Here is a 26,098-nt window from a genome sequence, read left to right on the forward strand (position 1 = left end):
GGAAGGGGACCGTCCGACCGCGGAAGGGGGCCGGGGCGGGGGCCCGGAGTTTGCGTCATGCCTTACGGCTATCAGCGCCCGGACGGGGGCGCATTCCCACCCGGGCCCGATCCACCCGAAGGAGTTCAGGAACGGGCGGTCGCCACCCGTCGGCCCTCCCTGGTCACGTCGTAGACGCCGGGGACGTCGCGCATGGCCCGCATCAGCGTCGGCAGTCGGCCCGCGTCGGACAGCTGGAGCGTGTACGTATGACGAACCCGCTGCTCACGCGGCGGTTCGACGGCGGCGGCGACCACCTCGGCGCCCTCCGCGGCGATGGCCTCGGTGAGGTCCGCGAGCAGATGGGGCCTGCTGAACGCCTCCGCGAAGAGGGTGACCCGGTAGTCGCCCCCGTCCCCGTCGTCCTCCTCCGACCAGCGCACCCCCACTCGGGTCCGCCCGGCGGCGGTCATCCGCGCCACGGCGGGGCACCGCTCGCGGTGGACGGTGACGGCGCCGCCGCGCACCGCGAAGCCGGTGATGGCGTCGGGCGGTACGGGGGTGCAGCACCGGGCCAGCCGTACGATCACACCGGGCAGGTCGACGACGATGCCCGCCTCGGGGCGGCCCGCGGGGGCCACGGGGAGCACGTCCCCGGCGTCTTCCCCGGCGTCCTCCTCGGCCTCTTCCAGGTCGGCCCCATCCGGATCGATACCGTCCGGATCGATCCCTTCCAGCTCGGCCTCTTCCGGCTCCACGGGGGCGTGCAGATGCTCGGCGCCGGGCGCCTCGCCCTGCGGCGGCTCGTGCGCCGGGTCGGCCGGGTGGGCGGCCAGCCAGCGGTTGATGGCGATGCGCGCGGCCGGGGTACGGGCGTGGTCGAGCCATTCCGGCGAGGGCCCGGACGAGGCCGCGTCCCCCGTCATCAGCAGCTGGAGCGTGTCCCCGTCGCACAGCACGGTGCTGAGCGTCGCGATCCGCCCGTTGACCCTGGCCCCGATGCAGGAGTGGGCGTCCTCGCCGTACTGGGCGTACGCGGCGTCCACACAGCTCGCGCCCGCGGGCAGGCCCAGGGTGCCGCCGTCGGACCGGAAGACCGTGATCTCCCGGTCCTGGGCGAGGTCGTCGCGCAGCGCGGTCCAGAAGATGTCGGGGTCGGGGGTGGCGCTCTGCCATTCGAGCAGCCGGGACAGCCAGCCGGGACGGGTCGGGTCGGCCCGCTCGCCCTCGGGCGCGGCGGCCGCCTCGGTCGGGGCGTACGGATTGCCGAGGGCGATCACCCCGGCCTCGGCGACCCGGTGCATCTGGTGCGTGCGGATGAGGACTTCGGCGACCTCGCCGCTGCGCCCGGCCACGGCCGTGTGCAGCGACTGGTAGAGGTTGAACTTGGGGACGGCGATGAAGTCCTTGAACTCCGAGATCACCGGGGTGAAACAGGTGTGCAGCTCGCCTAGGACCGCGTAACAGTCAGCGTCGTCGGCGACGAGGACCAGAAGCCGCCCGAGGTCGGATCCGGTCAGCTCGCCGCGCTTGATCCCGACACGGTGGACGGAGACGAAGTGCCGCGGGCGGACCAGGACTTCGGCGGTGATGCCCGCCTCCTGGAGCACGGCCCGTACGTCCCCGGCGGCGCGGGCGAGCGGGTCGGGCCGGTCCGCATGGGACTGGAGCAGCTCCCGGGTGCGGGCGTACTCCTCGGGGTGGAGGATCGCGAAGACCAGGTCCTCCAGCTCGGTCTTGAGCGCCTGCACGCCGAGCCGTTCGGCCAGCGGGATCAGTACGTCGCGGGTGACCTTGGCGATGCGGGCCTGTTTCTCGGGGCGCATCACGCCGAGGGTGCGCATGTTGTGCAGCCGGTCGGCGAGCTTGATCGACATCACCCGGACGTCGTTGCCGGTGGCGACGAGCATCTTGCGGAACGTCTCGGGCTCGGCCGCCGCCCCGTAGTCGACCTTCTCCAACTTGGTGACGCCGTCGACGAGATAGCGCACCTCCTCGCCGAACTCCTCCCCCACCTGGTCGAGCGTCACCTCGGTGTCCTCGACCGTGTCGTGGAGCAGGGACGCCGTCAACGTGGTGGTCTCGGCGCCCAGTTCGGCGAGGATGAGCGTGACGGCCAGCGGATGGGTGATGTACGGCTCACCGCTCTTGCGCATCTGACCGCGGTGGGATGACTCGGCGAGGACGTACGCCTTGCGCAGCACGTCCAGATCCGCGCCCGGGTGGTACGCGCGGTGCACCTTCGCGACGTGTTCGATCGCGTCCGGCAGCCGGTCCCGGGATGCCGGTCCCTGCAGCGCGGCCCGGCCGAATCTGCGGATATTGCGCAGATCGATACGGGGGAGGCCGCGCCTGCGGCCGAGAGCGGCTTGATCTGGGGCCTCTGCGCTCATGGGCACCTCCGGCGGCGTCGAGCGTCAACCGGCGTGGGCACTCCCCCGGGGCCGGTGCTTGATGCTATCGAGCCCACCACGCACGGCCGACCGGCTCTCGCCCAGAGTGAAACGGATCACCCATGAGAGGGACGAGTCAGTCGAGCACCGCGTCCAGCCATACGGGATCCAGCTCCCCCTCGGCGACGATCACGGCAGGGCCCGTCATCTCCACCGTACCGTCAGGCTGCTCGCTGATCACAAGTCGCCCACCCGGTACGTCCACCGTGTATGTGACGGGGCGCCCGGTGACCGCCGGATCGGCGCCGTCGCGGCGCGCGGCGGCCACCATGACGGCGCAGGCGCCGGTGCCGCAGGAACGGGTTTCGCCGGAGCCGCGCTCGTGCACGCGCATCGCGACGTGCTGCGGGCCGCGGTCGACGACGAACTCGACGTTGGTGCCGTCCGGGTACGCGGAGGCGGGGTGGACGGCGGGAGCCGTGAACAGGTTCCCGGCCTGGTCGAGGTCGTCGACGAAGGCGACCGCGTGCGGGTTGCCCATGTTGATGTTGCGAGCGGACCAGGTCCGGTCGCCGACCTCGACGGTGACATCGCCGTCGGGGCCGGGCTCGGGCAGTACGGCCTTGCCCATGCCGACGGTGACCGCGCCGCTGTCCGGGGCGCCCTCCGGGGCGGCCTTGGCGATGTGGATGTGCCGCAGCCCGGCCCGGGTCGCGATCGTCAGATCGCCCTCCTCGGCGAGCCCCGCCCGCTGGAGGTACCGGGCGAATACCCGAACGCCGTTCCCGCACATCTCGGCGATGCTGCCGTCGCTGTTGCGGTAGTCCATGAACCACTCGGCCTCGGCGGCCATGCCCCGCGCCTCGGGGTGCGCCGACGACCGTACGACGCGGATCAGCCCGTCGCCGCCGACACCGGCGCGGCGGTCGCAGATCCGGGCGACGGCGGCCGCGGACAGCTCCAGCCGACCGTCCAGGTCCGGGACGATGACGAAGTCGTTCTCAGTGCCGTGGCCCTTCAGGAACCGCAGCCGGGGCGCGTTGCTCATCCCTCGATCCTACGGGGCGCCTCGCGGGCCGTCGCCCTGGCCGGACAGGCCCCGGAGCGCGCCAGCCCTAGCGCAGGCGGGCCACGCGCCAGAAGGTGAGGGTCGCGAGCAGCACCACGATCACCACGTAGAGCACCACGAAGCGCCAGTCGGGGCGGCGGCCGGACCCACGGGGCGGCAGGCCGGGCCAGGTGTAGCCCACCCGGCGGGCGGCCATCAGGCCCCAGCCCGCCGCGCAGCAGCTGAGCAGCAGGCCCAGCATCGCCACGACCGCGCCGCCGTCGCCGAACTCGAAGGCGAGCGGGAAGGCGAACATCAGCGAGCCGAGGATGGCGAGGCCGACGATCGGCGCGATCTGCCAGATCCGCAGGCGACGCGGCGGGCGCAGCTCGCGGAAGGACTCCCCGGAGCCCGATCCGCCCGGCTCACCCGGCTCGCCCGCCTCGTCGAGATCCGGGCCGCCCAGCTCGGGCAGCGCGGGGACCTCGTCGGGGCCGTCCGGGGTCAGCGGCCCGTGGTCGCCCTGCGGCGAGTCCCGCGCTGCTTGCTGCGATGCGTTGCGAGGGCCGGCCTCCATCGCCACACGCCCTCCCCACTCCAGACACCACGGCACGATCGGAGCTTGATGATGGCATGCTCGCGGGGGCCTCCATGACGAGCGGAGCGTCCCGATGCCATCACGTGATCAGGCTGTGACCGCCCGTTCAGCCAACGAGAGCGCGTTCGCCAGGAGTTCTTCCCGGTCCGCCGCCGCTCCGCTGAGCCAGTGGACCCTCGGATCCCGGCGGAACCAGGAGTCCTGGCGGCGCGCGAACCGCTTGGTGGCGCGCACGGTCTCGGCCCGTGCCTCGTCCTCCGTGCACGCTCCGGCGAGGGCGGCGAGCACCTGCTGATAGCCGAGGGCCCGGGAGGCGGTACGCCCCTCCCGCAGCCCGGCCGCTTCAAGCCTGCTGACCTCGTCCACCAGCCCGGCCTCCCACATCCGGTCCACGCGCACGGTGATCCGCTCGTCCAGCTCGGGCCGCTCGACGTCCACGCCGATCTGGAGGGTGTCGTAGACGGCCTCGTGACCGGGGAGGTTGGCGGTGAAGGGACGGCCGGTGATCTCGATGACCTCCAGCGCCCGCACCACCCGCCGGCCGTTGCTGGGCAGGATCGCCCGGCCCGCCTCGGGGTCGGCGGCCGCCAGCCGGGCGTGCAGGGCCCCCGGGCCCAGCTCCTCCAGCTCGGCCTCGAGCCTGGCCCGCACGGCGGGGTCGGTGCCCGGGAAGTCGAGCGCGTCGATGGCCCCGCGGATGTACAGGCCCGAGCCGCCGACCAGGACCGGCGTACGCCCCTCGGCGAGCAGCCGGTCCATCTCGGCGCGGGCCAGTCGCTGGTACTCGGCGACGCTGGCCGTCTGCGTGACGTCCCAGATGTCGAGCAGACGGTGCGGCACGCCCTGCCGCTCGTCCTCCGTCAGTTTGGCGGTGCCGATGTCCATGCCCCGGTAGAGCTGCATGGAGTCGGCGTTGACGACCTCGCCGTCGAGGTGCCGGGCGAGGGCGACGCCCAGATCGGACTTACCGGCCGCAGTGGGGCCGACGACGGCGATGACTCGCGGCGGATGGCCTGCTGTATTCACCCGCCCAGTCTCGCAAACCCCGGGGGGCCTCCTCGAACGAGCGACGTGACGGGGGACGGCCGTGGTCGTTGCCTGTTGCGAGGTTCCGAGGACCGGTTCGGGAAGCCGGCCCCCGCGAGCGGCGCAATGGGACGCTCCGAGCGGCACGGGATTTCGCCCACACGAGTAGGCTATGGAGTAGATATGGGCGTGTTTTCCAGGTTTCGTCGAGTGTCGAAGGAGGAGAGCCGTTCGTCCGCAGAGGCGCCCTCCGAGCAGTCCGCGGCCGACGCCGTGACGGCGGCACCGGCCCCCGGGGCCTCCGCCGAGGCGGAGCCGGAGCGGAGCGAGGAGGAGCCCGTGGCGGGCGAGGGGGCGGCGATCCCGAAGCAGCAGTCCGCGGCCGAGACGGCCGACAGCGAGGCCGGTGAGGGCGCCCGCACATAAGGGATCCGATGAGGGAAGGTGGCCCATGGGCCTGCTGGACAATCTCAAGGCCAAGGCCGGTGTCATGAAGGACCGGGCAGGCAACTTCGCGCAGCAGCACGAGGACAGGATCGAGCGGGGTCTCGACAAGGCCGCCAAGAGGGTCGACACCACGACCAAGGGCAAGTACAGCGCAAAGATCGAGACTGGCACGGGCAAGGCGAAGGACGCCCTCAACCGCTTCTCCCACCGGAACGAGGATCGCAACGAGGACCGCAGCGGGAGCGAGCGCAAGGACCAGGGCGGCGACAGCGCCTGACCCCCGCCGTTACGCGGCCGCGAAGCGGATGCCTCGCGGTCGCGGCGGTCCTGTGCTCGTACGCTGCGGCGGTCCTGTGCTCGTACGCTGCGGCGCCCTACCCGGGACGCCGTCCTTCGGCGCCCGCGGTCGGCGATGCCCCCACTACGCCCAGCGGGCCACGAAATACCCCACGCCGTATGGCGCCTCGTCATACCGCAACTCCCCCTTCAGCCCCGCCCCTTCGCCCGCCCCCGCGAGCACCTGGAGCGGGGCGCGCCCCGCTGCCTTCAGCTCGTAGGCCAGCGCCTCGTCGAGCGAGGCGAGGGCCGCGGTGTCGGCCGACGCCAACGCCCGCGCCACCTCGGCGTCGAACGCGGCGGCGCGCTCGTCGAGATAGCCCGGCGCCTTCAGCGTCCGGCACGCGCTGCCGTCGCCCATCACCAGCAGCGCGACCCGCTCCGCCGACGCGGCGAGCTTCCTTCCGACCTGAATACACCGCTCGGGCGCGAGAGGTTCCCCCACGCCCAGCCCCTCGACGGGCGCCACGTCCCACCCCGCGCGCTCCAGCAGCCAGGCGCCGACCGCCAGCGACGGCGGCAGCGGCCGCCCGGGCGCCCCGCCCGCGGCCTCGCTGCCTGCGACCTCACTACCCCCGAGCCGTACCTCCACGTCCACGCCGAAACCGCGGAACGATCCGGTCGCGCCCTGCGGATGCGGTCCTCGCCCCGAGTGCTCCGCCGGACCCGCCACGATCAGCCGCTCGGGCCGGGCCGCCGCCAGCGCCGCGACCGCGTCCAGGCATGCCGCGCGCAGCGCGTCCAGCTCGGAGGCCGCTCCGGCGGCCACCTCGGGCACCAGCAGCGGTGGACAAGGACAGACGGCGGCGGCGATCAGCATGATCGCCAGCTTATCCGGCGGGCCGGGCCCCGCGGTCGTGGCCGGTCAGTCGCAGCCGCAGCCGTTCGCGGGCGCCGGGACGGGGGCCGGAGCGCCGATGGTGGGCAGCCCGAGCATCACGCCCGCAGGCTTCTTCTCCTCGGCCGCGTTCCGCCGCTCCCAGGCGTCGCCCGCGCGCGTGCGCCGGACGCCCCGGGCCGGGCCCTCGGCCAGCAGGTGGTGCGGCGCGGCGTAGGTGATGTCGACGGTGACGACGTCACCGGGGCGCACCGGCTCGTCGGGCCGGGTGAAGTGCACCAGACGGTTGTCGGGGGCGCGGCCGGACAGCCGCCGGGTGGCGTCGTCCTTGCGGCCCTCGCCCTCGGCGACGAGCACCTCCAGCGTCCGGCCCACCTGCTTCTTGTTCTCCTCCCAGGAGATCTCCTCCTGGAGGGCGACCAGCCGCTCGTACCGCTCCTGGACGACCGCCTTCGGCAGCTGCCCGTCCATCTCGGCGGCGGGCGTGCCGGGCCGCTTGGAGTACTGGAAGGTGAACGCCTGGGCGAACCGCGCCTCGCGCACCACGTGCAGCGTCTGCTCGAAGTCCTCGTCCGTCTCGCCGGGGAAGCCGACGATGATGTCGGTCGAGATGGCGGCGTCCGGCATCGCGGCGCGCACCTTCTCGATGATGCCGAGGTAGCGCTCCTGCCGGTACGAGCGGCGCATCGCCTTCAGCACGGTGTCCGAGCCGGACTGGAGCGGCATGTGCAGCTGCGGCATCACGTTCTCCGTCTCCGCCATGGCGGCGATGACGTCGTCCGTGAAGTCGCGCGGATGCGGCGAGGTGAACCGGACCCGCTCCAGCCCCTCCACGTTTCCGCAGGCGCGCAGCAGCTTGCTGAACGCCTCGCGGTCGCCGATGTCGGAGCCGTACGCGTTCACGTTCTGGCCGAGCAGGGTGATCTCGGTGACGCCCTCGGCGACCAGCGCCTCCACCTCGGCGAGGATGTCGCCGGGACGGCGGTCCTTCTCCTTGCCTCGCAGCGCCGGGACGATGCAGAACGTGCAGGTGTTGTTGCAGCCGACGGAGATGGAGACCCACGCGGCGTACGCGGACTCGCGCCGGGTCGGCAGCGTGGAGGGGAAGGCTTCGAGCGACTCGGCGATCTCGACCTGGGCCTCCTCCTGGACCCGGGCGCGCTCCAGCAGCACCGGCAGACTGCCGATGTTGTGGGTGCCGAAGACCACGTCGACCCAGGGGGCCTTCTTGACGATGGTGTCGCGGTCCTTCTGGGCCAGGCATCCGCCCACGGCGATCTGCATGCCGGGGCGCCGCGCCTTGACCGGCGCGAGCCGGCCGAGATTGCCGTACAGCCGGTTGTCGGCGTTCTCCCGCACCGCGCAGGTGTTGAAGACGACGATGTCGGCCTCACCCTCACCGGTGCCTTCGGGCGCACGGACATAACCGGCACCTTCCAGCAGGCCGGACAGGCGCTCGGAGTCGTGGACGTTCATCTGGCACCCGTAGGTGCGCACCTCGTAAGTCTTCGCACTCATCTCAATCGACCAGGGTACGTGTTCGTCCCGCTCCCCCGCCCCTCCCTTCCCCGCGTCGGTACTGGCAGGATCCTGCCCATGGCCGTCACTCTTCCGCGCCCGGACCGGCGCCGCGCCCTCCAGTCCGCGGCGGCGGGCGTGGTCGTCCTCGCGCTGCTGCTGTGGTGGCTGCTGCCGGTCGGCGACGGGGAGAAGCCCGAGGGGAAGGTGACCTTCGCGACGGGGGTGTCCACCGGCGTCTACCAGACCTACGGCGAGATGCTGAAGCGCGACCTGTCCCGGGACCTCCCCGATGTGGACGTCACGCTCCTGGAGACCCGGGGATCGCCCGACAACGTGGAGCGGCTGGCCCGCGGCCGGGCCACCTTCGCCATCGCCGCCACCGACGCCGTCGCCGCCTACCACGGCCGGGACGCCGGGCGGCTGCGTGCCTGCGCGCGGCTGTACGACGACTACATGCAGCTGATCGTGCCGCGCGGCTCCAAGGTCCGCTCGGCGCGGGATCTGCGGGGGCTGCGGGTCGGCGTCGGGGACGACGGCTCGGGCGTACAGCTGATCACGCGAGGGCTGATCAAGGCCGCCGGGCTCGACTTCGACAAGGACATCAAGGCCGTGCGCTCCGGTATCGACACGATGCCGGCGCTGCTGCGGAAGGGGAAGCTGGACGCCTTCTTCTGGTCGGGCGGGCTGCCGACCACCGCGGTGCGCACCCTGGCCCAGGAGTATCCGATCCGGCTCGTCCAGCTCGGCGACCTCACCGGGCCGCTGCACCGGCAGGGCGGGGTGACGCGCTACTACCGGGCGGCCACCGTGCCCGCTGACGCGTATCTGGAGATACGTCAGCCTGACGACGTCAAAACGATCGCGGTACCGAATCTCCTGGTCACTACGGACCGGGTGGACCCTGAGCTGGCGAAGGGTGTCACCCGCACGGTGATAGAGAACCGGGACCGCATCGGGGCGAAGGTGCACGCCGCGCAGAAAGTGGACCTGCGGACGGCCGTATTCACCGATCCGCTGCCGCTGCACAAGGGCGCCGCGCGCTATTACCGCTCGGAGAAGCCGTAAAGCCCCCTGATGCGTGAGCCGCCGACAGGGCTACGGCTTGCTGCGCGGCACGGTGATGGTCACGCACAGTCCGCGGGGCTCGTTGGGGGCGTACGCGATGGTGGCGCCGCCCGCCGTGAGCAGCGCGCGGGAGATGGACAGGCCCAGTCCGGAGCCCGAGACGTTCTGGTGCCGGTTGCTGCGCCAGAAGCGGTCGCCGATCCGGGCCAGCTCGTCCTCGGTGAGGCCGGGGCCGCCGTCGGCGACGGTCAAGGCGATGGTCTCGCCGTCGGCCCGTGCCGAGACCTCCACATGTGACCCCTGGGGCGTGAACTTCAGCGCGTTGTCGACGACCGCGTCCAGAGCGCTGGACAGGGCGACCGGATCGGCCCAGCCGGTGATGGCCGAGGGGCCCGTGTAGGCGAGGCCGACCTCCTCGCGCCCGGCGACCGGAAGCCAGGCGTCCACCCGGTCGGCGGCCAGTTCGGCGATATCGGTGAGGCGCAGGTCGGCCGCGGTGTGCTCGGCCAGGGCGAGGTCGAGGAGGTCGTCCAGGACGCGGGCCAGGCGTTTGCCCTCGGTGCGCACCGAGGCGATCTCCTCATGGCCCTCGGGCAGCTCAAGACCCAGCAGCTCGATGCGCAGCAGCAGCGCGGAGAGCGGGTTGCGCAGCTGGTGGGAGGCGTCGGCGACGAACGCCCGCTGCTGTTCCAGGACTTCCTCGACGTTGTCGGCCATCTCGTTGAACGAGCGGGCCAGCCGCCGCAGTTCCGGCGGGCCCGAGGCGGCCGCGACCCGCGACTGCATGCGGCCGGTCGCGATGTCGTGCGTGGCGTGGTCCAGGATGCGTACGGGCCGCAGCACCCAGCCGGTCAGCCGGAACGCGGCCCCCACCGCGAGCAGCATCGCGGCGCTCTCCCCGCCCGCGATGACCAGCCAGCCGTGCAGGATCCGCGAGCGCATCCGGCCGGTGGGCGAGTCGGTCACGACGACGGCCACCACGTCACCGTCCCGTACGACGGGGGACGCGACGGTGAGCCTGCCCCGCTGCCAGGGCCACACCTGCGGCGGATCGTGGCTGCGGCGCCCGGCCAGGGCCTCGTCGAAGGCCTCGGCGCCGCTCCCGGCCCGGGGCAGCCGCCAGTCGGCGGGCGCCTTGGCCATCCGCAGGCCGTCCCGGAAGAACACCCCGGCCCGAATGCCGTACAGATCGTGGTAGCGCGCGAGTTCCGAACTCAGCGTATTGAGCCGTTCATTGCCTTCGCCGCCCTTCGCACCCGTCACGGCCGCCGGCCCGGCGGTGACGAACTGGGCGAGCGCGGCGAAGCGGGCGGTGTCGTCGATCCGGTCGACGACCACGCGCTGCTGCTCACGGGCGGCCAGGCTCACGGCGAGCGGGAAGCCGAGGGCGAGCAGGACGCCCGCCATGAGGACGATCAGCAGCGGGAGGAGACGAGTGCGCACGCGGGAAGCCCTGGCCGCTCAGCCGGCCGGGGCGACGAGACGGTAGCCCACGCCGCGCACCGTCTCGATCAGGGCGGGCATGTGCAGCTTGGAACGGAGCGAGGCGATGTGTACCTCCAGGGTGCGCCCGGTCCCCTCCCAGCTGGTGCGCCACACCTCGCTGATGATCTGCTCACGGCGGAAGACCACGCCGGGGCGCTGGGCGAGCAGCGCGAGCAGGTCGAACTCCTTGCGGGTGAGCGAGACCGTCGCGCCGTCGACCGAGACCTGGCGGGTGGGCAGTTCGATGGTGACCGGGCCGAGCCGCAGCGGCGGTTGCGGTCCCTCCCCGCTGTCTTCCGTACCGGCCCCGCCACCGGAGTCGGAGGGGAGGGTACGCCTGCTGACGGCGTGGATGCGGGCGAGCAGCTCCATGGTGTCGTACGGCTTGACCACGTAGTCGTCGGCGCCGAGGTTGAGCCCGTGTATGCGGGACCGCACATCGGAGCGCGCGGTCACCATGATCACGGGCGTTGCCGTGAGCTTGCGGATCCGGCCGCACACCTCGAAGCCGTCCTGGTCCGGCAGTCCGAGGTCGAGGAGTACGACGCCGAAGGGCGCGCCCGCACCGGGCAGCAGCGCCTTGAGCGCCTCCTCGCCGCTGCGGGCGTGGGTGATGTCGAAGCCGTGCCGGGACAGCACCGCGGTCAGGGCCGCGGCCACATGGTTGTCATCCTCGACGAGCAGCAGCCTCACCGGCCCCTCCTCCACCTTCCCTCTCATGGATGCGCGCCCTTGTGCCCGCGCGACCCGAAACGTGACCGAAGACACGGCCCCAGGGAATCCACTCCGATACACGCGCATGCGTCAAGACGCATACAGTCACAGGAAGGTTTCCGTTATGCAGCCGGTACGACGCCCCTGAGGCCCTTTACGCAGAGTGCCGCCCCGAAGCCAGATCGTTATCCTCAATTTCCGCTCAGATGTAATGACGCTGATTGTGGCTGCTCATTAATGTCCTCCCAACCAAGGAGGACGGGAGCGGAAAGCCGAATGAGCGAAGTATCGGTGACCAAGGACGCCGCGCCGGTGGCGAACGCGTTGGTCGCGCTGTCCGGAGTCAACAAGCACTTTGGCGCGCTGCATGTCCTCCAGGACATCGACCTGACCATATCCCGCGGCGAGGTGGTCGTCGTCATCGGACCGTCGGGATCCGGTAAGTCCACGCTGTGCCGCACGATCAACCGGCTGGAGACGATCGACGCCGGATCCATCACCATCGACGGCAAGCCGCTGCCCCAGGAGGGCAGGGAGCTGGCCCGCCTGCGGGCGGACGTCGGCATGGTGTTCCAGTCCTTCAACCTCTTCGCGCACAAGACAGTGCTCGAAAACGTGGTGCTGGGCCAGATCAAGGTCCGTAAGGCGGACAAGAAGGCCGCCGAGGACAAGGCCCGGAAGCTGCTCGACCGGGTGGGCGTCGGCGCCCAGGCGGACAAGTACCCCGCGCAGCTCTCCGGCGGTCAGCAGCAGCGCGTGGCGATCGCCCGGGCGCTGGCCATGGACCCGAAGGTGATGCTCTTCGACGAGCCGACCTCGGCGCTCGACCCGGAGATGATCAACGAGGTGCTGGAGGTCATGCAGCAGCTCGCCCGGGACGGCATGACGATGGTCGTCGTCACCCACGAGATGGGCTTCGCACGCTCCGCGGCGAACCGCGTGGTCTTCATGGCCGACGGCCGCATCGTCGAAGAGGCCGAGCCGGACCAGTTCTTCAACAATCCGCGCAGCGACCGGGCCAAGGACTTCCTCTCGAAGATCCTCCACCACTGAGCCCGCGACCGCACACCCAAGTTTGCGATGACGCCAAGTCCGCGAAGACGTACGGAACCAAGGATGGGGCAGCACCATGAGGATGCGTAACACGGCAGCGGCCGCAGCGGTGGCACTGGCTCTGGCAGCGACCGCGACCGCCTGTGGCGGCGAGAAGGGCACCGCCGGCGACAAGCCGAAGGGCGGCGAGGTCTACGACGGCTCGTACACCGTCGCCAAGGACGTGAAGCTGGACTCGCCGACCCTGAAGGCGGCGCAGAAGCGCGGCAAGATCGTCATCGGTGCCAAGGCCGACCAGCCCTTCCTGGGCTTCGTGGACACCGAGGGCAAGCGCTCCGGCTTCGACATCGAGATCGCCAAGATGGTCGCCGCCGACCTCGGCTTCTCCGCGGACAAGATCACCTTCAAGACGGTCGACTCCAACGTCCGCGAGACCTCCATCTCCAAGGGCCAGGTCGACTACTACGTCGGCACCTACACGATCAACGACGAGCGCAAGAAGCAGGTCGGCTTCGCGGGCCCGTACTACCAGGCGGGTGCCGACCTGCTGGTCCGCAAGGACGAGAAGGGCATCACCGGCCCGGACAGCGTCAAGGGCAAGAAGATCTGCTCGATCGTCGGCTCCACTCCGCTCCAGGAGATCAAGAAGCCGAAGTACGGGGCCAAGACCACCGAGCTGAGCAAGTACTCGCTCTGCGTCAAGCAGCTCCTCGACGGCCAGGTCGACGCGGTCACCACCGACGACGCGATCCTCAAGGGCTACGCGGCCCAGCGGCCGTCGAAGCTCAAGCTGGTCGAGAAGCCGTTCACCGAGGAGCCCTACGGCGTCGGGATGAACAAGAACGACAAGGTGCTGCGCGACGCGATCACCGACTCGCTCGAGAAGCACATCAAGAACGGTGACTACAAGAAGGCCTACGTCGGCACGCTCGGCAAGTCCGGCTCCACCTACGTCGCACCGAAGACTCCGCTGCCCCGCTACTGAGCAGGTCCGGTCCCCCGTTCACCCGTGAAGCCGGTGCGCTCCGCACGCCGCTGACCCGACCGCTACCGCGGAGAATCGATGAACGTACTCCTCGATCATTTGCCCCAGTTCCGCGAGGGCTTTCTCGGAACCCTCGCCCTCACGGCGGCCAGTGCGGCGCTCGCCCTCGTCCTGGGCATCATCATGGCCGGCTTCCGGGTGTCCCCCATTCCGCCGCTGCGCGCCTTCGGCACGGCATGGGTCACCCTGCTGCGCAACACTCCGCTGACCCTGCTGTTCCTGGTCGCCTTCTTCGTGGTCCCGCAGATCTTCTTCCCGGGAACGAGTCCGTTCGTTCTCGCGATGGTGGCGCTGGGCTGCTACACGTCGACCTTCGTCTGCGAGGCCGTGCGGTCCGGTATCAACACCGTGCCGCTCGGCCAGGCGGAGGCCGCCCGCAGCCTGGGCATGTCCTTCGCCCAGACGCTGCGGCTGATAGTCCTGCCGCAGGCCACCCGGACCGTGATCCCTCCGATGAGCAGCATCTTCATCGCTCTGACGAAGAACTCGGCCATCGCGGGAGCCTTCAGCAACACCGAACTGTTCAACGTCTCGAAGCTGCTCAGTGACAAGGGCTTCGCGATCGGGTGGATCTTCCTGTGGATCGCCCTGTGCTACCTCGTCATCACCTTCACCATCAGCGGTGCCTTCCGACTGCTGGAGAGCCGTCTGGAGGTGGCCCGATGAGCGCGAGCGTCCTGTACGACGCGCCCGGCCCCAAGGCCCGTATCCGCAACCGCGTCTACTCGGTCCTCGGCACCCTCGCCGTCCTCGGCCTGATCGTCTTCGCCGTCCTGCGGCTGAACGCCAAGGGCCAGTTCGCGCCGGAGATGTGGGAGATCTTCAACAACGCGGGCGTGCGCACCAGCATCCGCGACGGCGTGCTCACCACCCTCCAGGTGTTCGCCGTGGCGTCGGTGCTCTCGCTGGTCCTGGGCGTCCTGCTCGCGGTCGCCCGGCTCTCGGACCACAAGCCCGTGCGCTGGCTCGCGACCGGATTCATCGAGCTGTTCCGGGCCATCCCGCTGCTGATCACCATCTACGTGCTGTGGGTGCTCCTCCTCACCTACCGCACCGACCTGGGCCTCACCGGTGACAGCACCGGCTTCTGGGCACTGGTCGTCGGGCTGACCGTCTACAACGGCTCGGTGCAGGCCGAGGTCCTGCGGGCGGGCATCAACTCGGTGCCCCGCGGACAGCGTGAGGCCGCCTACGCCCTGGGCATGAGCAAGACCCAGGTCATGACGACGGTTCTGATCCCGCAGGCCGTCCGGGCGATGCTGCCGACCATCATCAGCCAGCTCGTGGTGACCCTGAAGGACACCTCGCTCGGCTACGTCATCACCTACCAGGAGCTGCTGTTCCAGCTCCAGCAGCTCGCCGGGAACATCGTCGTCAACGACGACAACCCGTACGTCCCGGTGATCATCGTCGGGGGCACCATCTACATCGCGATGTGTCTGGCCCTCTCCGCCTTGGCGACCTGGATCGAACGGCGCGGCCGGCGCGCCAAGACCGGCATCCCGGTCGCGGACGCCGCCCAGCCGCTCACGGCGGGCGACGCGCTCGAGACGGCGGACCTGTCCGCGCCGGAGCAGCCTGCCGGCAAGACCGGCTGAGGCAAAGCGGGTCCTGACGGGCGGTGGCGCTGCGCCACCGCCCGTCGCCGCTTGACGCGGGCACTCGCAGTCGGTTGCATGCTTTCTGTGATCGCTCACCGGGTTTCAACTGCCAGTTTCCGTACGTCACGTACGCCCCGCAGGGCCATGGGAACCGCGCCGTGGACCCGGTGATCGTCGCCGGGGCGGGCCCCATCGGGCTCACCCTGGCCCTCGCACTCGCCCGTCAGGACGTCCCCGTCGTGCTGTTCGACGAGACGACCGGGGGCGACGAACCGCGCCTGGCCCGCACCGTCGTGCTGCGCCCGGACACCGCTGCCCTGCTGGAGCGGCTCGGCTGCCGGGCCACGGCCGGGGCGCGGCCGTGGACGGGGTGGCGCACCCTGCGCCGCCGCCAGCTCGTACGGCATGTGCCCTTGGTGCCCGGCCCGCTCTTCGGCGCCCCTCCCCCGGCGGCCACCGAAGACGGCGACGGGCGGGAGGGAGCTCCACGGGACGGGGTCGCGCGAGACGGATCCCCTCGGGACGGGGCCACGCGAGACGGATCCCCTCGGGGCGGCGAGCCCGAGGCGCCGGTGTCCTCCCCGCTGCATCTGCCGCAGCACGAGCTGACCCGGGCGCTGCGGGCGACGCTGGCCGCCATCGGCGACGAGGACCTCGTACGGATCATCCCCGGCACCCGCGTCGAGACCGTGGAGCAGGACGCGCGGGGGGTGAGCGTACGGACCCGGGGCGCCCAGGCCACCTGGTGGCGGGGCAGCCATCTGGTCGGCTGCGACGGTCCCCGGTCCACCGTCCGCAAGCAGCTGGGGGTGCGCTTCCCCGGCCGTACGGCGGTGGAACGGCACGCCGTCGCCGCACTGCGCGCCGACCTCCCCTGGCCCGGCGAGGCCGTACTGCACCGCTCGCCGCCGTGGCGCAGCATCGACGCGGAGGTGACCGCCCGTCCGCTGCCGCACGGCGTCTGGCGGATCGACTGGCTGCTCCCGCCCGGCCGCGACCTCGTCACCCCGGACGCCCTGATGGTCCGGGTGCGCGACACCCTCGCGGGGTGGTGCGAGGAGACCGCGATCCCCTACGAGCTTCTGGACACCGGCGTGCACACCGTGCACCACCGGCTCGCCCGGCGCTGGCGCGTGGGCCGCGCCTTCCTCGCCGGGGACGCCGCCCATCTGCACGGCGCCCTCGGCACCCAGGGGCTCGAAGAAGGGCTGCGGGACGTCGGCAATCTGGCCTGGAAGCTCTCGCTCGCCTGGCACCACGGCGCCTCCGACGCCCTGCTCGACAGCTATCAGGCGGAGCGGCGGACGGCCGTCGCCGCGCGGCTGCGCACCGCCGACCAGGCGCTTCCGCTGGTCCGGGCGGCCGGGGGGTGGCGCGCGGTACGGCGCACGGTGCTGCCGGGGGGCACGCGCGGCCATGACGCGCTGCTCACCGACGGTCACCTCGGCCACGGCCCACTCGGCGCGCCCCCCGCCTACGGCCGCTCCCCACTGGCTCCCGCGGCGCCCCCTGAGGGATCCGTCACGGTGGGCACGCCCACCGGAGGGCCGGTGGCCGACGTCCGCGTGACCGCGCCGGACGGTGCGGTGGTACGGCTGTGGGAGCGGCTGGGCCGGGAGCTGCTGGTGGTGCTGGTCGCGCCGGGCACCGGGGTGTGGGACCGCCGCCACTGGATGCGCGCCGGGCTGATGCCCCGGCTGGCGGCGGCCGTCTCGGCCCTGCCGATGCGCACGGAACTGCTGGTCGCCGAGGAGTACCCGGGGGCTCCGGCCCACACCGTGCTGCTGGTGCGGCCGGACGGTCATCTCGCCGCGGCGCTGTCCGGGGTACGCCCCGCCGAGCTGTACGCGTGCGCGGACGCGGCACGGGGCGGGGACACCGCCCGGGGCGCGGAGGAACACCGGGACGCGGAGGCCACGGCACGCCGGTAGTGAGGAGTGCGTCACGCGCCCCCGTGCCCATCATGGCGCTGACGTCGTACGCCGGTGTGTGGGCCCTCCCGGAGCGCACCCGGTGTGATTGACCTCCCCGTCCGGCTCATGCTTCACTGCGGAGCGTGACTGACACCGGCTTGCCTCGCTTCTGGCGGAGGGTCCACCTGGACCTCCTCCGCTACGCGGGCTGCGTGTGTCGTCCGTCCTGTTGATCCGCTTTTCTTCCCGCGCGGCCCGGCCGCGCCCCTTTCGCGATCACCCAGGACGGCTTCTGTGTCTGACGCACCTCTTCTCTCCCCCGCGCGCCCCTCGGCCGGTCCCGCCGCGCCGCCGAGTGCGGCCGATCTGCTGGACTTCGTCCGCCGGACCGCCGCCGACGCCGAACTCGTCGCCTCACTCCCGCTCGATCCCGAGGGCCGCACCTGGCTGCGGCTGGAGGGCCCGGGCGGCAGCGAGGCATGGCTGATCGCCTGGCCCCCCGGCACCGGCACCGGCTGGCACGACCACGGCGGTTCGCACGGGGCGTTCGTGACGGCGGCCGGTGAGCTGAACGAACAGTCGCTGGCCGTCCGCCTGCCCACCGAGGGCTGGAAGACCCTCGAACTGGCCGAGGGCGTGGACCGCGAACGGCGGCTGTCCGCCGGGCTCGGCCGGGCCTTCGGTGCACACCATGTCCACGAGGTCATCAACCCGTCGTCGGAGCAGCACGCGGTGTCGGTGCACGCCTACTACCCGCCGCTGCCGCTGATGCGGCGCTACAGCCGCACCGGCCAGGTGCTGCGGCTGGAGCAGGTCGAGCAGCCGCAGGAATGGGAGTGACGCGATGGGCGCGGCACATGTGACGAAGCGGAGCGTGGACGAGCTGCTGGCCGAGGCACGCCAGGGGCTGGAGCGGGTCGGCCCCGAGGAGGCCGCTGCCGTGCAGTCCGCGGGCGGGCTGCTGGTGGACATCCGGTACGCGGCGCTGCGGGAGCGCGACGGCACCATCCCCGGCGCGCTGATCGTCGAGCGGAACGAGCTGGAGTGGCGGCTCGACCCGCAGTGCGACCACCGGCTGCCCGAGGCCACCCACCACGATCTTCAGGTCGTGGTGATCTGCAACGAGGGCTATGCGTCGAGCTTCGCTGCGGTCTCGCTGCGGCAGCTGGGCCTGACCTGGGCGACCGATCTGACCGGCGGCTTCCAGGCGTGGCGGGCGGCCGGTCTCCCGGTGCGCTGACCTCTCCGGCCCGCGCCCCATGGGCCGGAGAGTCCTGCGTCGGCCAGACATCGGCCGGAGTGCCCGACATCGGCCGGAGCGTCAGACGCCCGCCGGACCGCCGGAGCGGTCAGGCACCAGCCGGAACGTCAGACGTCGGGCAGATGGTGCTCCAGCAGCTCCGGATCCTCGCCCTCCTCCTCCAGCGCGCGCCGCACCACCCGGAGTGCCACCCCCTCGGGATATCCCTTGCGGGCGAGCATTCCGGCGAGGCGGCGCAGCCGCTTCTCCCGGTCCAGCCCGCGAGTGGTGCGCAGCTTGCGCTCGACCAGCTCGCGGGCGGTCCGCTCCTCCTGATCGGCGTCGAGCTGCCCCATGGCATCGGCGATCAACGCGGAGTCGACGCCCTTGGTGCGCAGCTCCCGGGCGAGCGCGCGACGGGCCAGGCCCCGGCTGTGATGCCGGGACTCCACCCATGCCTCCGCAAACGCCGCGTCGTCGATCAGCCCGACGTCCTCGAACCGGGAGAGCACCTCCTCCGCCGCCTCATCGGGGATGCCACGGGTGCGCAGGGCGTCCGCGAGCTGCTGACGGGTGCGCGGGGTCCCGGTGAGCAGGCGCAGGCAGATCGCCCGCGCCTGCTCCTCCGGGCCGAGCGGCGTCCCCTGCTCGGCCCTCGACGAGGAGGGGGCGCCGCGATCCGGACGGTCCGGGGGCTCCGGACGGCCCGGGCCGTCCGGCCAGTCGGTCCGCCGTGTCATGGATCAGCTCTTCGTGGCGGCGCTCTTGGCCGCCTTCGCTCCGGACTTGGCCGCCGGGGCGGGCGCGGCCTTCGCCGGTGCGGCGGCGGGCGCGGCATCCGCCGCGTCCGGGCCGGGCTCGGCCGTGGGGTCCGCGGGCTTCACGCCGATGCCGAGCTTTTCCTTGATCTTCTTCTCGATCTCATTGGCGAGATCGGGGTTGTCCTTCAGGAAGTTACGGGCGTTCTCCTTGCCCTGGCCGAGCTGGTCGCCCTCATAGGTGTACCAGGCACCGGACTTGCGGACGAAGCCGTGCTCGACACCCATGTCGATCAGACCGCCCTCACGGCTGATGCCCTGGCCGTAGAGGATGTCGAACTCGGCCTGCTTGAAGGGCGGCGCGACCTTGTTCTTGACGACCTTGCAACGGGTGCGGTTGCCGACCGCGTCCGTACCGTCCTTGAGCGTCTCGATACGACGGATGTCGATGCGGACCGAGGCGTAGAACTTCAGCGCCCGGCCACCGGTCGTCGTCTCCGGGGAGCCGAACATGACGCCGATCTTCTCGCGCAGCTGGTTGATGAAGATCGCGGTGGTCTTGGACTGGTTGAGCGCACTGGTGATCTTACGGAGCGCCTGGCTCATCAGCCGGGCCTGGAGGCCGACATGGGAGTCGCCCATCTCGCCCTCGATCTCCGCGCGCGGCACCAGCGCGGCGACGGAGTCGATGACGATGAGGTCGAGAGCGCCGGAGCGGACCAGCATGTCGGTGATCTCGAGCGCCTGCTCACCGTTGTCCGGCTGGGACAGGATCAGCGAGTCGGTGTCCACGCCCAGCTTCTGCGCGTAGTCGGGGTCGAGCGCGTGCTCCGCGTCCACGAAGGCCACGGCGCCGCCCGCCCGCTGGGCGTTGGCCACCGCGTGCAGGGTCAGGGTCGTCTTACCGGAGGACTCCGGGCCGTAGACCTCCACCACGCGGCCACGCGGGATCCCGCCCACGCCGAGGGCGACGTCAAGAGCGGTCGACCCGGTGGGGATCACCTCGATGGGGTCGTTCGGCCGGTCGCCCATGCGCATCACGGCGCCTTTGCCGAACTGCCGTTCAATCTGTGCGAGCGCGGCGTCGAGCGCCTTCTCGCGGTCGTTACCTGCCATGGGTTCCACCCGGTTTGCTTGAGTCGATCGCTTCACGTCCATGACGCTAGCGCCTGCCACTGACAAGCGGCCCGGACATGCTCGGCCTGTGGATAACCGGGCCGGGCCTCCATGAGAATGGATGTTCGATTTTTGTGTCAACTGCGCCGGGACAGTGCGTGTCGCATGCGTGCCAGCGCGGAGGCACCGCGCCGCCGTGTCCGCCCGTGCATCCGCGGATCGTCCGTCACGTCGTAGCGCTTGATGTACGCGCCGAGGAACGCCTGGAGCGTCGCGGTCGCCGGAATCGCGATCAGCGCCCCCACCGCGCCCAGCAGCGCCGTGCCCGCGATCACCGATCCGAAGGAGACAGCGGGGTGGATGTCCACGGTTCGCGACGTGATTCTCGGCTGCAACAGGTAGTTCTCGAACTGCTGGTAGACCACGACGAAGACCAGCACCCAGATCGCGTACCAGGGGTTGATCGTGAAGGCGATCAACATCGGCAGGGCACCCGCCAGATACGTGCCGATGGTCGGGATGAACTGCGAGATCAGCCCCACCCAGACGGCCAGCGCCGGGGCGTAGGGCACGCCCAGGCTCTCCAGCAGGATGTAGTGCGCGACACCGGAGATCAGCGCCATCAGCCCGCGCGAGTAGATGTAGCCGCCGGTCTTGGCGACCGCGATCTCCCAGGCCCGCAGCACCTCGGTCTGCCGGTTCGGCGGCAGGACGGAGCACAGCGCGCGGCGCAGCCGGGGGCCGTCGGCGGCGAAGTAGAAGGCGAACAGCGTCACCGTGAGGAGCCTGAACAGCCCGCCGAGCACCTGCGCGGAGACGTCCAGCACATTGTCGGCGCTGTTCTTCACATAGCTCTGTAGCCAGTCGGAGTGGAGCAGGCTGTCCTGGATCTCCAGCCGCGACAGCCGGGTGTGGAACGTGTCGTTCATCCAGCTGACCACCTGATCGAGGTACTTCGGGAAGTCCTCGACCATGGTCATGATCTGGTCGGCCAGCATCGAGCCGAGCAGGGTGAAGAAGCCCGCGGCGGCGACGAGGATGCCGATGAAGACAATTCCGGTGGCCAGGCCCCGGCGGACGCCGCGCGCGGCCATGCGGTCCACGGCCGGTTCGATCGCGAGTGCCAGGAAGAACGCGATCAGGACGTTCAGCAGCAGTCCGGTCAGCTGATCGAAGGCCCAGGTGGCAAGCCGGTAACAGGCCACCAGGGCAAGGGCGAGCACCATGGCGCGGGGCAGCCAGCGCGGCATGCGCGCGGACTGCGCCGAGGCGTCCTCGGGGGCCGGTGCGTCCTTCGGGGCCTGTGCGGGGGTCGGGACGCCGTCGGCGTCGGGGGAGAGGGTCTCTTCGGTCGGGGCCACCCGGCAAGTGTGGCGTACACCCGTCCAGAAAATCCGGCCACCCCGGGAGTGCGCTCCCTCTCACACGTCCCGGCCCCGCCCCGCACTCGTCAGCGCTTCTCGGGAGGGATCTCCATCGCGGTGCACACCCCGCGCCAGACCTCCTTGGCGTCCCATCCCGCGGCGAGCGCCTGGTGGACGGTCCGGCCGCCGAGCTGGGACATCACATGATCGCGCGCGAAGGAGTCGGCGTACGCCTCACCGAAGTGATCCGCCATCCGCTGCCAGAAGACCGTCAACCGCATGCGCCCAGTATCGCGCTCCCGGGGTGCACCGGTGCGTGAGCCCCCTTCCCCAGGCGTTTCCCGCCCTACGGTCTGTCCCATGGATCGATCCGCAGCAGTCCCCTCCTCCCCGTCCGCGCCCTCCGCGCCCGCCTCGCCGCTCGCGCATGCCGCGCGGTTCGTGTGGCTGACCGCACGCGTGCTCGAGCAGCGCCGGTTCGCGTATCACTTCCAGGACGCCGACGCCGAGCCGGTCGAGACCGCGCTCGCCGCGTACCTGGGCGCCGACGGGGGCTACGGCCACGCCCTGGAGCCGGATCTGCGCGGCCCGGTGAGCCAGCCGCAGCACGTCGCGCACGCCCTGCGGGTGCTCGACGGGATCGGCCGCTGCGGCGGGCAGCGGGTGGAGCGGCTGTGCCGCTATCTGACCGCGATCTCCACCCGGGACGGCGCGCTGCCCGCATGCCACCCGTCGCTCCGCGACTACCCCTCCGCCCCCTGGATCCGGCCGTCGGACCATCCGCGCGGCGATCTGCTGACCACCGGGCCGGTGGTGGGGCTGCTGCACCGCAACGAGGTGTGGCACGCCTGGCTGTTCCGGGCCACCGACTTCTGCTGGGCGGCGGTGACGGCGCTGGAAGAGGGCGCCCCGGCACGTCCGTACGAGGTGGCGGCGGCCGTCGCCTTCCTGGACGGCGCACCGGACCGGGCGCGCGCCGAGGAGGTGGCGGAGCGGCTGGGCCGCCGGGTGCGGGAGCGGCGGCTGGTGGTGCTGGACCCCGAGCGCGCCGAGGACGGTCCGCTGCCGCCCGGCCACGGCCCCGGTGAGCACAGCTTCGTGTACGACGTCGCCCTTGCGCCCGGCTCGCTGGCCCGCCGCTGGTTCACCGATGCCGAGGTGGAGCGCTCGCTGGACTTCCTGGCGGCCGCGCAGCGCGAGGACGGCGGCTGGCCGGCCCGGCGGCGGGCCTGGACCCCGGGCGCGGCGCTGGAGTGGCGGCCGGTGGTGACCGTGGAGGCGCTGCTCACCCTGCGCGCCTACGGGCGGGCGCTCTGAGGGAACCTCGGCGCTGACCTGCACGGACGGCCCGTTGTCGGTGGGGCGGTGCACGATGGGGGGCATGGCACGGTCGGCGCTGCACGCATTCTCCCCGGCCACCCGAGGGTGGTTCACGGGCGCCTTCACCGCGCCCACGGCCGCGCAGGAGGGGGCCTGGCAGGCGATCGGCGAAGGCTCGGACGTGCTGGTGGTCGCCCCGACCGGCTCCGGCAAGACGCTGGCGGCGTTCCTGGCGGCGCTGGACCGGCTGGCCGCCGAGCCGCCGCCCGCCGAGCCCCGCAAGCGCTGCCGGGTGTTGTACGTGTCGCCGCTGAAGGCCCTGGCGGTGGATGTGGAGCGCAATCTACGCAGCCCGCTCATCGGCATCCGGCACGAGTCGGTGCGCCTCGGCCTGCCCGAGCCGGAGATCCGGGTGGGCATCCGCTCCGGCGACACCCCGGCCGCCGAGCGCCGCGCCCTGGCCACCCGCCCGCCGGACATCCTCATCACCACGCCCGAGTCGCTGTTCCTGATGCTCACCTCCGCCACCCGGGAGGCGCTGCGCGGCGTGGAGACGGTGATCCTGGACGAGGTGCACGCCGTCGCGGGGACGAAGCGCGGCGCGCATCTCGCGCTGTCCCTGGAGCGGCTGGACGAGCTGCTGGACCGGCCCGCCCGGCGGATCGGTCTGTCGGCGACGGTGCGCCCGGTGGACGAGGTGGCGCGCTATCTGTCGCCGCGGCGCGCGGTGGAGATCGTCCAGCCGCCCTCGGGCAAGGAGTTCGACCTGTCGGTGGTCGTCCCCGTCGAGGACCTGGGAGAGCTGGGCGGCTCCCCGGCCCAGGACGGGCAGCCGGGCGAGAAGCCGTCGATCTGGCCGCATGTGGAGGAGCGGATCGCCGATCTCGTCCAGGCGCACCGGTCCACGATCGTCTTCGCCAACTCCCGCCGCCTGGCCGAGCGGCTGTGCAACCGGCTCAACGAGATCGCCTACGAGCGGGCCACCGGTGAGGCACTTCCCGAGGACCACTCCCCCGCCGAGCTGATGGCCGAGGCCGGTGCGGCCCGCGGCGCGCCTGCGCTGCTCGCCCGCGCACACCACGGCTCGGTGTCCAAGGAGCAGCGGGCGCTGGTCGAGGAGGACTTGAAGGCGGGCCGGCTGCCCGCCGTCGTCGCCACCTCCAGCCTGGAGCTGGGCATCGACATGGGCGCGGTGGACCTGGTCGTCCAGGTCGAATCGCCGCCCTCGGTGGCCTCCGGGCTCCAGCGGGTGGGCCGGGCCGGGCACCAGGTGGGCGCGGTCTCCACCGGTGTGGTGTTCCCCAAGTACCGCGGCGACCTGGTGCAGGCGGCGGTGGTCACCGAGCGGATGCGGGAGGGGGCCATCGAGTCACTGCGGGTGCCCGCGAACCCGCTGGACGTGCTCGCCCAGCAGCTCATCGCCATGACGGCCATGGACAGCTGGGACGTGGAGGAGCTGCTGGCCCTGGTCCGCCGCGCCGCGCCGTTCGCCTCGCTCCCGGAGTCGGCGTACACCTCGGTCCTCGACATGCTCGCGGGCCGCTATCCCTCCGACGCCTTCGCCGAGCTGCGGCCGCGCCTGGTGTGGGACCGGGTCGCGGGGACGGTCACGGGGCGGCCGGGGGCACAGCGGCTCGCGGTGACCTCCGGCGGCACCATCCCCGACCGCGGGCTGTTCGGCGTCTTCCTGGCGGGCGCGGACCCCAAGAAGGGCGGTGGCAGGGTCGGGGAGCTGGACGAGGAGATGGTCTACGAATCGCGGGTGGGCGATGTGTTCACCCTGGGCACCACGTCCTGGCGGATCGAGGACATCACCCGCGACCGCGTCCTGGTCTCCCCCGCTCCCGGCGTCCCCGGCCGACTCCCCTTCTGGAAGGGCGACCAGCTCGGCCGCCCGCTCGAACTGGGCCGGGCGCTGGGCGCGTTCCTGCGGGAGGTCGGCGCCCTCGCCCCCGAGAAGGCCCGGGAGCGGCTGCTGGCCGCCGGGCTCGACGCCTGGGCCGCCGACAATGTGATCGCGTACCTGGGCGAACAGCGCCAGTCCTGCGGCCATGTGCCGGACGACCGGACGATCGTGGTGGAGCGCTTCCGTGACGAGCTGGGCGACTGGCGCGTGGTGGTCCACTCCCCCTTCGGGGCGCAGGTCCACGCCCCCTGGGCGCTCGCTCTCGCCGCGCGGCTGTCCGAGCGGTACGGCATGGACACCCAGGTGATGCACGCGGACGACGGCATCGTGCTGCGGCTGCCCGACGCGGACCTCATGGGCCTGGACCTGCTCGACACCGATCCGATACGGCAGGGCACCGAGTACGACGGCGAGCAGTCCCCCGTCGGTGCGGCCGATGTCGCCTTCGACCGGGGCGAGGTGTCCCAGATCGTCACCGACCAGGTCGGCGGTTCGGCCCTGTTCGCCTCCCGGTTCCGCGAATGCGCCGCCCGCGCCCTGCTGTTGCCCCGCCGCGATCCCGGCAAGCGCACCCCGCTGTGGCAGCAGCGCCAGCGGGCCGCCCAGCTCCTCCAGGTGGCGAGCGAGTTCGGTTCGTTCCCCATCGTGCTGGAGGCCGTCCGCGAATGCCTTCAGGACGTCTTCGACGTTCCCGGCCTCACCGAGCTGATGGGCGACATCGAGGCCCGGCGGGTGCGGCTGGTGGAGGTGACCACCCCGGAGCCGTCCCCCTTCGCCCGCTCGCTGCTCTTCGGCTACGTGGCGCAGTTCCTGTACGAGGGCGACTCGCCGCTGGCCGAGCGGCGCGCCGCGGCCCTCTCCCTCGACTCGCGGCTGCTGGCCGAGCTGCTGGGCCAGGCCGAGCTGCGCGAGCTGCTGGACGCCGATGTCCTGGACGAGCTGGAGCGCGAGCTTCAGTGGCTCACCGAGGACCGCCGGGTCAAGGACGCCGAGGGCGTCGCCGATCTGCTGCGGCTGCTCGGCCCGCTCACCGGCGCCGAGCTGGCGGAGCGCGGCGCCGACCCGGCGTGGGCGGGGGAGCTGGAGCGGGCCCGGCGCGCGATCCGGGTCCGTATCGCGGGTGAGGAGCGCTGGGCGGCGGTCGAGGACGCGGGGCGGCTGCGCGACGCGCTGGGCACGGCGCTGCCGGTGGGCGTCCCCGAGGCGTTCACCGAGCCCGTGGGCGATCCGCTCGGCGATCTGCTGGCGCGCTACGCCCGCACCCACGGCCCGTTCACCTCCGCCGAGGCGGCCACCCGGCTGGGCCTGGGCACGGCCGTCACCGACGGCGCC

25 protein-coding genes are annotated in these 26,098 nt (G+C 72.0%); 13 read left to right on the forward strand and 12 right to left on the reverse strand.

Annotated features, from left to right (window positions below):
- Positions 1-125: 125 nt before the first annotated feature.
- The 4 genes from SSOG_RS12555 to miaA form a co-directional block, all read right to left on the reverse strand.
- Complete coding sequence (locus SSOG_RS12555; protein WP_009714594.1) at positions 126-2,372, reverse strand: RelA/SpoT family protein; 2,247 nt, start codon at positions 2,370-2,372, stop codon at positions 126-128.
- A 136-nt stretch (positions 2,373-2,508) separates the two neighbouring features.
- Positions 2,509-3,420 (reverse strand): diaminopimelate epimerase, encoded by a 912-nt coding sequence (gene dapF / locus SSOG_RS12560; protein ID WP_009714595.1) that lies wholly within the window; start codon positions 3,418-3,420, stop codon positions 2,509-2,511.
- A 67-nt stretch (positions 3,421-3,487) separates the two neighbouring features.
- Positions 3,488-3,997 carry a hypothetical protein gene (locus tag SSOG_RS12565; RefSeq protein ID WP_039937360.1) on the reverse strand — a complete coding sequence of 170 codons (510 nt, stop codon included), beginning with the start codon at positions 3,995-3,997 and terminating at the stop codon, positions 3,488-3,490.
- Between the two features lie 108 nt (positions 3,998-4,105).
- Positions 4,106-5,044 carry a tRNA (adenosine(37)-N6)-dimethylallyltransferase MiaA gene (miaA, locus tag SSOG_RS12570; RefSeq protein WP_009714597.1) on the reverse strand — a complete coding sequence of 313 codons (939 nt, stop codon included), beginning with the start codon at positions 5,042-5,044 and terminating at the stop codon, positions 4,106-4,108.
- A gap of 210 nt (positions 5,045-5,254) precedes the next feature.
- Here miaA and SSOG_RS12575 point away from each other — a divergent pair, with 210 nt between their 5' ends.
- A complete protein-coding gene (locus tag SSOG_RS12575; RefSeq protein ID WP_234365425.1) occupies positions 5,255-5,470 on the forward strand; it encodes a gliding motility protein in 216 nt (71 codons plus the stop codon).
- A 25-nt stretch (positions 5,471-5,495) separates the two neighbouring features.
- Positions 5,496-5,768 (forward strand): antitoxin, encoded by a 273-nt coding sequence (locus tag SSOG_RS12580; RefSeq protein ID WP_009714598.1) that lies wholly within the window; start codon positions 5,496-5,498, stop codon positions 5,766-5,768.
- A 144-nt stretch (positions 5,769-5,912) separates the two neighbouring features.
- Here the strand turns inward: SSOG_RS12580 and SSOG_RS12585 are convergent, their stop codons facing one another.
- Together SSOG_RS12585 and miaB are read right to left on the reverse strand one after the other, a co-directional pair.
- Positions 5,913-6,647, reverse strand: coding sequence for a class III extradiol dioxygenase subunit B-like domain-containing protein (locus SSOG_RS12585; RefSeq protein WP_039937364.1), 735 nt, complete (start codon positions 6,645-6,647; stop codon positions 5,913-5,915).
- 45 nt (positions 6,648-6,692) lie between these two features.
- Positions 6,693-8,183 (reverse strand): tRNA (N6-isopentenyl adenosine(37)-C2)-methylthiotransferase MiaB, encoded by a 1,491-nt coding sequence (miaB, locus tag SSOG_RS12590; RefSeq protein ID WP_009714600.1) that lies wholly within the window; start codon positions 8,181-8,183, stop codon positions 6,693-6,695.
- Between the two features lie 78 nt (positions 8,184-8,261).
- Between miaB and SSOG_RS12595 the strand changes: the two genes are divergently transcribed.
- Positions 8,262-9,251: a TAXI family TRAP transporter solute-binding subunit gene (locus tag SSOG_RS12595; protein WP_009714601.1), complete on the forward strand. Its 990-nt coding sequence runs from the start codon at positions 8,262-8,264 to the stop codon at positions 9,249-9,251.
- A gap of 30 nt (positions 9,252-9,281) precedes the next feature.
- Here SSOG_RS12595 and SSOG_RS12600 read toward each other — a convergent pair whose 3' ends face one another.
- A complete protein-coding gene (locus tag SSOG_RS12600; protein WP_009714602.1) occupies positions 9,282-10,694 on the reverse strand; it encodes an ATP-binding protein in 1,413 nt (470 codons plus the stop codon).
- Between the two features lie 18 nt (positions 10,695-10,712).
- Positions 10,713-11,429: a response regulator transcription factor gene (locus tag SSOG_RS12605; RefSeq protein ID WP_009714603.1), complete on the reverse strand. Its 717-nt coding sequence runs from the start codon at positions 11,427-11,429 to the stop codon at positions 10,713-10,715.
- 297 nt (positions 11,430-11,726) lie between these two features.
- Here SSOG_RS12605 and SSOG_RS12610 point away from each other — a divergent pair, with 297 nt between their 5' ends.
- The 8 genes from SSOG_RS12610 to SSOG_RS12640 all read left to right on the forward strand — a co-directional run bounded on the left by SSOG_RS12610 (position 11,727) and on the right by SSOG_RS12640 (position 18,302).
- The gene (locus SSOG_RS12610; protein ID WP_009714604.1) at positions 11,727-12,503 is read left to right on the forward strand and encodes an amino acid ABC transporter ATP-binding protein; all 777 of its coding nucleotides are present in this window, start codon (positions 11,727-11,729) and stop codon (positions 12,501-12,503) included.
- A 76-nt stretch (positions 12,504-12,579) separates the two neighbouring features.
- Positions 12,580-13,488 (forward strand): glutamate ABC transporter substrate-binding protein, encoded by a 909-nt coding sequence (locus SSOG_RS12615; RefSeq protein ID WP_009714605.1) that lies wholly within the window; start codon positions 12,580-12,582, stop codon positions 13,486-13,488.
- Positions 13,489-13,566: 78 nt separating this feature from the next.
- Positions 13,567-14,214: an amino acid ABC transporter permease gene (locus SSOG_RS12620; protein WP_009714606.1), complete on the forward strand. Its 648-nt coding sequence runs from the start codon at positions 13,567-13,569 to the stop codon at positions 14,212-14,214.
- Positions 14,211-15,146, forward strand: coding sequence for an amino acid ABC transporter permease (locus SSOG_RS12625; RefSeq protein ID WP_009714607.1), 936 nt, complete (start codon positions 14,211-14,213; stop codon positions 15,144-15,146). Before SSOG_RS12620 ends, SSOG_RS12625 begins: the two co-directional genes overlap by 4 nt.
- A gap of 161 nt (positions 15,147-15,307) precedes the next feature.
- On the forward strand, positions 15,308-17,080 hold the full coding sequence (locus SSOG_RS12630; protein WP_039937368.1) for an FAD-dependent monooxygenase: 1,773 nt from the start codon (positions 15,308-15,310) through the stop codon (positions 17,078-17,080).
- 125 nt (positions 17,081-17,205) lie between these two features.
- Entirely contained in the window at positions 17,206-17,295 is a 90-nt protein-coding gene (locus SSOG_RS57890) for a putative leader peptide (RefSeq protein WP_324618140.1), read from the forward strand.
- 61 nt (positions 17,296-17,356) lie between these two features.
- The gene (locus SSOG_RS12635; protein WP_009714609.1) at positions 17,357-17,902 is read left to right on the forward strand and encodes a cupin domain-containing protein; all 546 of its coding nucleotides are present in this window, start codon (positions 17,357-17,359) and stop codon (positions 17,900-17,902) included.
- Between the two features lie 4 nt (positions 17,903-17,906).
- A complete protein-coding gene (locus SSOG_RS12640) occupies positions 17,907-18,302 on the forward strand; it encodes a rhodanese-like domain-containing protein (RefSeq protein WP_009714610.1) in 396 nt (131 codons plus the stop codon).
- Between the two features lie 128 nt (positions 18,303-18,430).
- Here the strand turns inward: SSOG_RS12640 and recX are convergent, their stop codons facing one another.
- From recX to SSOG_RS12660, 4 genes are all read right to left on the reverse strand, one after another.
- Positions 18,431-19,042, reverse strand: a complete 612-nt coding sequence (gene recX, locus SSOG_RS12645) for a recombination regulator RecX (protein ID WP_009714611.1) — start codon at positions 19,040-19,042, stop codon at positions 18,431-18,433.
- Between the two features lie 3 nt (positions 19,043-19,045).
- On the reverse strand, positions 19,046-20,176 hold the full coding sequence (gene recA / locus SSOG_RS12650) for a recombinase RecA (protein WP_009714612.1): 1,131 nt from the start codon (positions 20,174-20,176) through the stop codon (positions 19,046-19,048).
- Positions 20,177-20,313: 137 nt separating this feature from the next.
- A complete protein-coding gene (locus SSOG_RS12655; RefSeq protein WP_009714613.1) occupies positions 20,314-21,537 on the reverse strand; it encodes an AI-2E family transporter in 1,224 nt (407 codons plus the stop codon).
- Positions 21,538-21,626: 89 nt separating this feature from the next.
- Entirely contained in the window at positions 21,627-21,821 is a 195-nt protein-coding gene (locus SSOG_RS12660) for a DUF3046 domain-containing protein (RefSeq protein ID WP_009714614.1), read from the reverse strand.
- 79 nt (positions 21,822-21,900) lie between these two features.
- Between SSOG_RS12660 and SSOG_RS12665 the strand changes: the two genes are divergently transcribed.
- Together SSOG_RS12665 and SSOG_RS12670 are read left to right on the forward strand one after the other, a co-directional pair.
- Positions 21,901-22,857, forward strand: coding sequence for a hypothetical protein (locus tag SSOG_RS12665; protein ID WP_009714615.1), 957 nt, complete (start codon positions 21,901-21,903; stop codon positions 22,855-22,857).
- Positions 22,858-22,921: 64 nt separating this feature from the next.
- Positions 22,922-26,098, forward strand: a 3,177-nt coding sequence (locus SSOG_RS12670) for a DEAD/DEAH box helicase (protein WP_086015788.1), incomplete at its 3' end; no start/stop codon positions are given.

This window comes from Streptomyces himastatinicus ATCC 53653, assembly GCF_000158915.1.
In the GTDB taxonomy this organism is placed as follows: domain Bacteria; phylum Actinomycetota; class Actinomycetes; order Streptomycetales; family Streptomycetaceae; genus Streptomyces; species Streptomyces himastatinicus.

What these genes read in the sequence shown, in the direction of transcription:
- SSOG_RS12555 (WP_009714594.1), bottom strand. Translation starts at nt 2,372, where the DNA reads ATGAGCGCAGAGGCCCCAGATCAAGCCGCTCTCGGCCGCAGGCGCGGC.
- recA (WP_009714612.1), bottom strand. Translation starts at nt 20,176, where the DNA reads ATGGCAGGTAACGACCGCGAGAAGGCGCTCGACGCCGCGCTCGCACAG.
- SSOG_RS12610 (WP_009714604.1), top strand. Translation starts at nt 11,727, where the DNA reads ATGAGCGAAGTATCGGTGACCAAGGACGCCGCGCCGGTGGCGAACGCG.
- SSOG_RS12620 (WP_009714606.1), top strand. Translation starts at nt 13,567, where the DNA reads ATGAACGTACTCCTCGATCATTTGCCCCAGTTCCGCGAGGGCTTTCTC.
- SSOG_RS12665 (WP_009714615.1), top strand. Translation starts at nt 21,901, where the DNA reads ATGGATCGATCCGCAGCAGTCCCCTCCTCCCCGTCCGCGCCCTCCGCG.
- SSOG_RS12585 (WP_039937364.1), bottom strand. Translation starts at nt 6,647, where the DNA reads ATGCTGATCGCCGCCGCCGTCTGTCCTTGTCCACCGCTGCTGGTGCCC.
- recX (WP_009714611.1), bottom strand. Translation starts at nt 19,042, where the DNA reads ATGACACGGCGGACCGACTGGCCGGACGGCCCGGGCCGTCCGGAGCCC.
- SSOG_RS12595 (WP_009714601.1), top strand. Translation starts at nt 8,262, where the DNA reads ATGGCCGTCACTCTTCCGCGCCCGGACCGGCGCCGCGCCCTCCAGTCC.
- SSOG_RS12615 (WP_009714605.1), top strand. Translation starts at nt 12,580, where the DNA reads ATGAGGATGCGTAACACGGCAGCGGCCGCAGCGGTGGCACTGGCTCTG.
- miaB (WP_009714600.1), bottom strand. Translation starts at nt 8,183, where the DNA reads ATGAGTGCGAAGACTTACGAGGTGCGCACCTACGGGTGCCAGATGAAC.
- SSOG_RS12640 (WP_009714610.1), top strand. Translation starts at nt 17,907, where the DNA reads ATGGGCGCGGCACATGTGACGAAGCGGAGCGTGGACGAGCTGCTGGCC.
- dapF (WP_009714595.1), bottom strand. Translation starts at nt 3,420, where the DNA reads ATGAGCAACGCGCCCCGGCTGCGGTTCCTGAAGGGCCACGGCACTGAG.
- SSOG_RS12565 (WP_039937360.1), bottom strand. Translation starts at nt 3,997, where the DNA reads ATGGAGGCCGGCCCTCGCAACGCATCGCAGCAAGCAGCGCGGGACTCG.
- SSOG_RS12660 (WP_009714614.1), bottom strand. Translation starts at nt 21,821, where the DNA reads ATGCGGTTGACGGTCTTCTGGCAGCGGATGGCGGATCACTTCGGTGAG.
- SSOG_RS12580 (WP_009714598.1), top strand. Translation starts at nt 5,496, where the DNA reads ATGGGCCTGCTGGACAATCTCAAGGCCAAGGCCGGTGTCATGAAGGAC.
- SSOG_RS12625 (WP_009714607.1), top strand. Translation starts at nt 14,211, where the DNA reads ATGAGCGCGAGCGTCCTGTACGACGCGCCCGGCCCCAAGGCCCGTATC.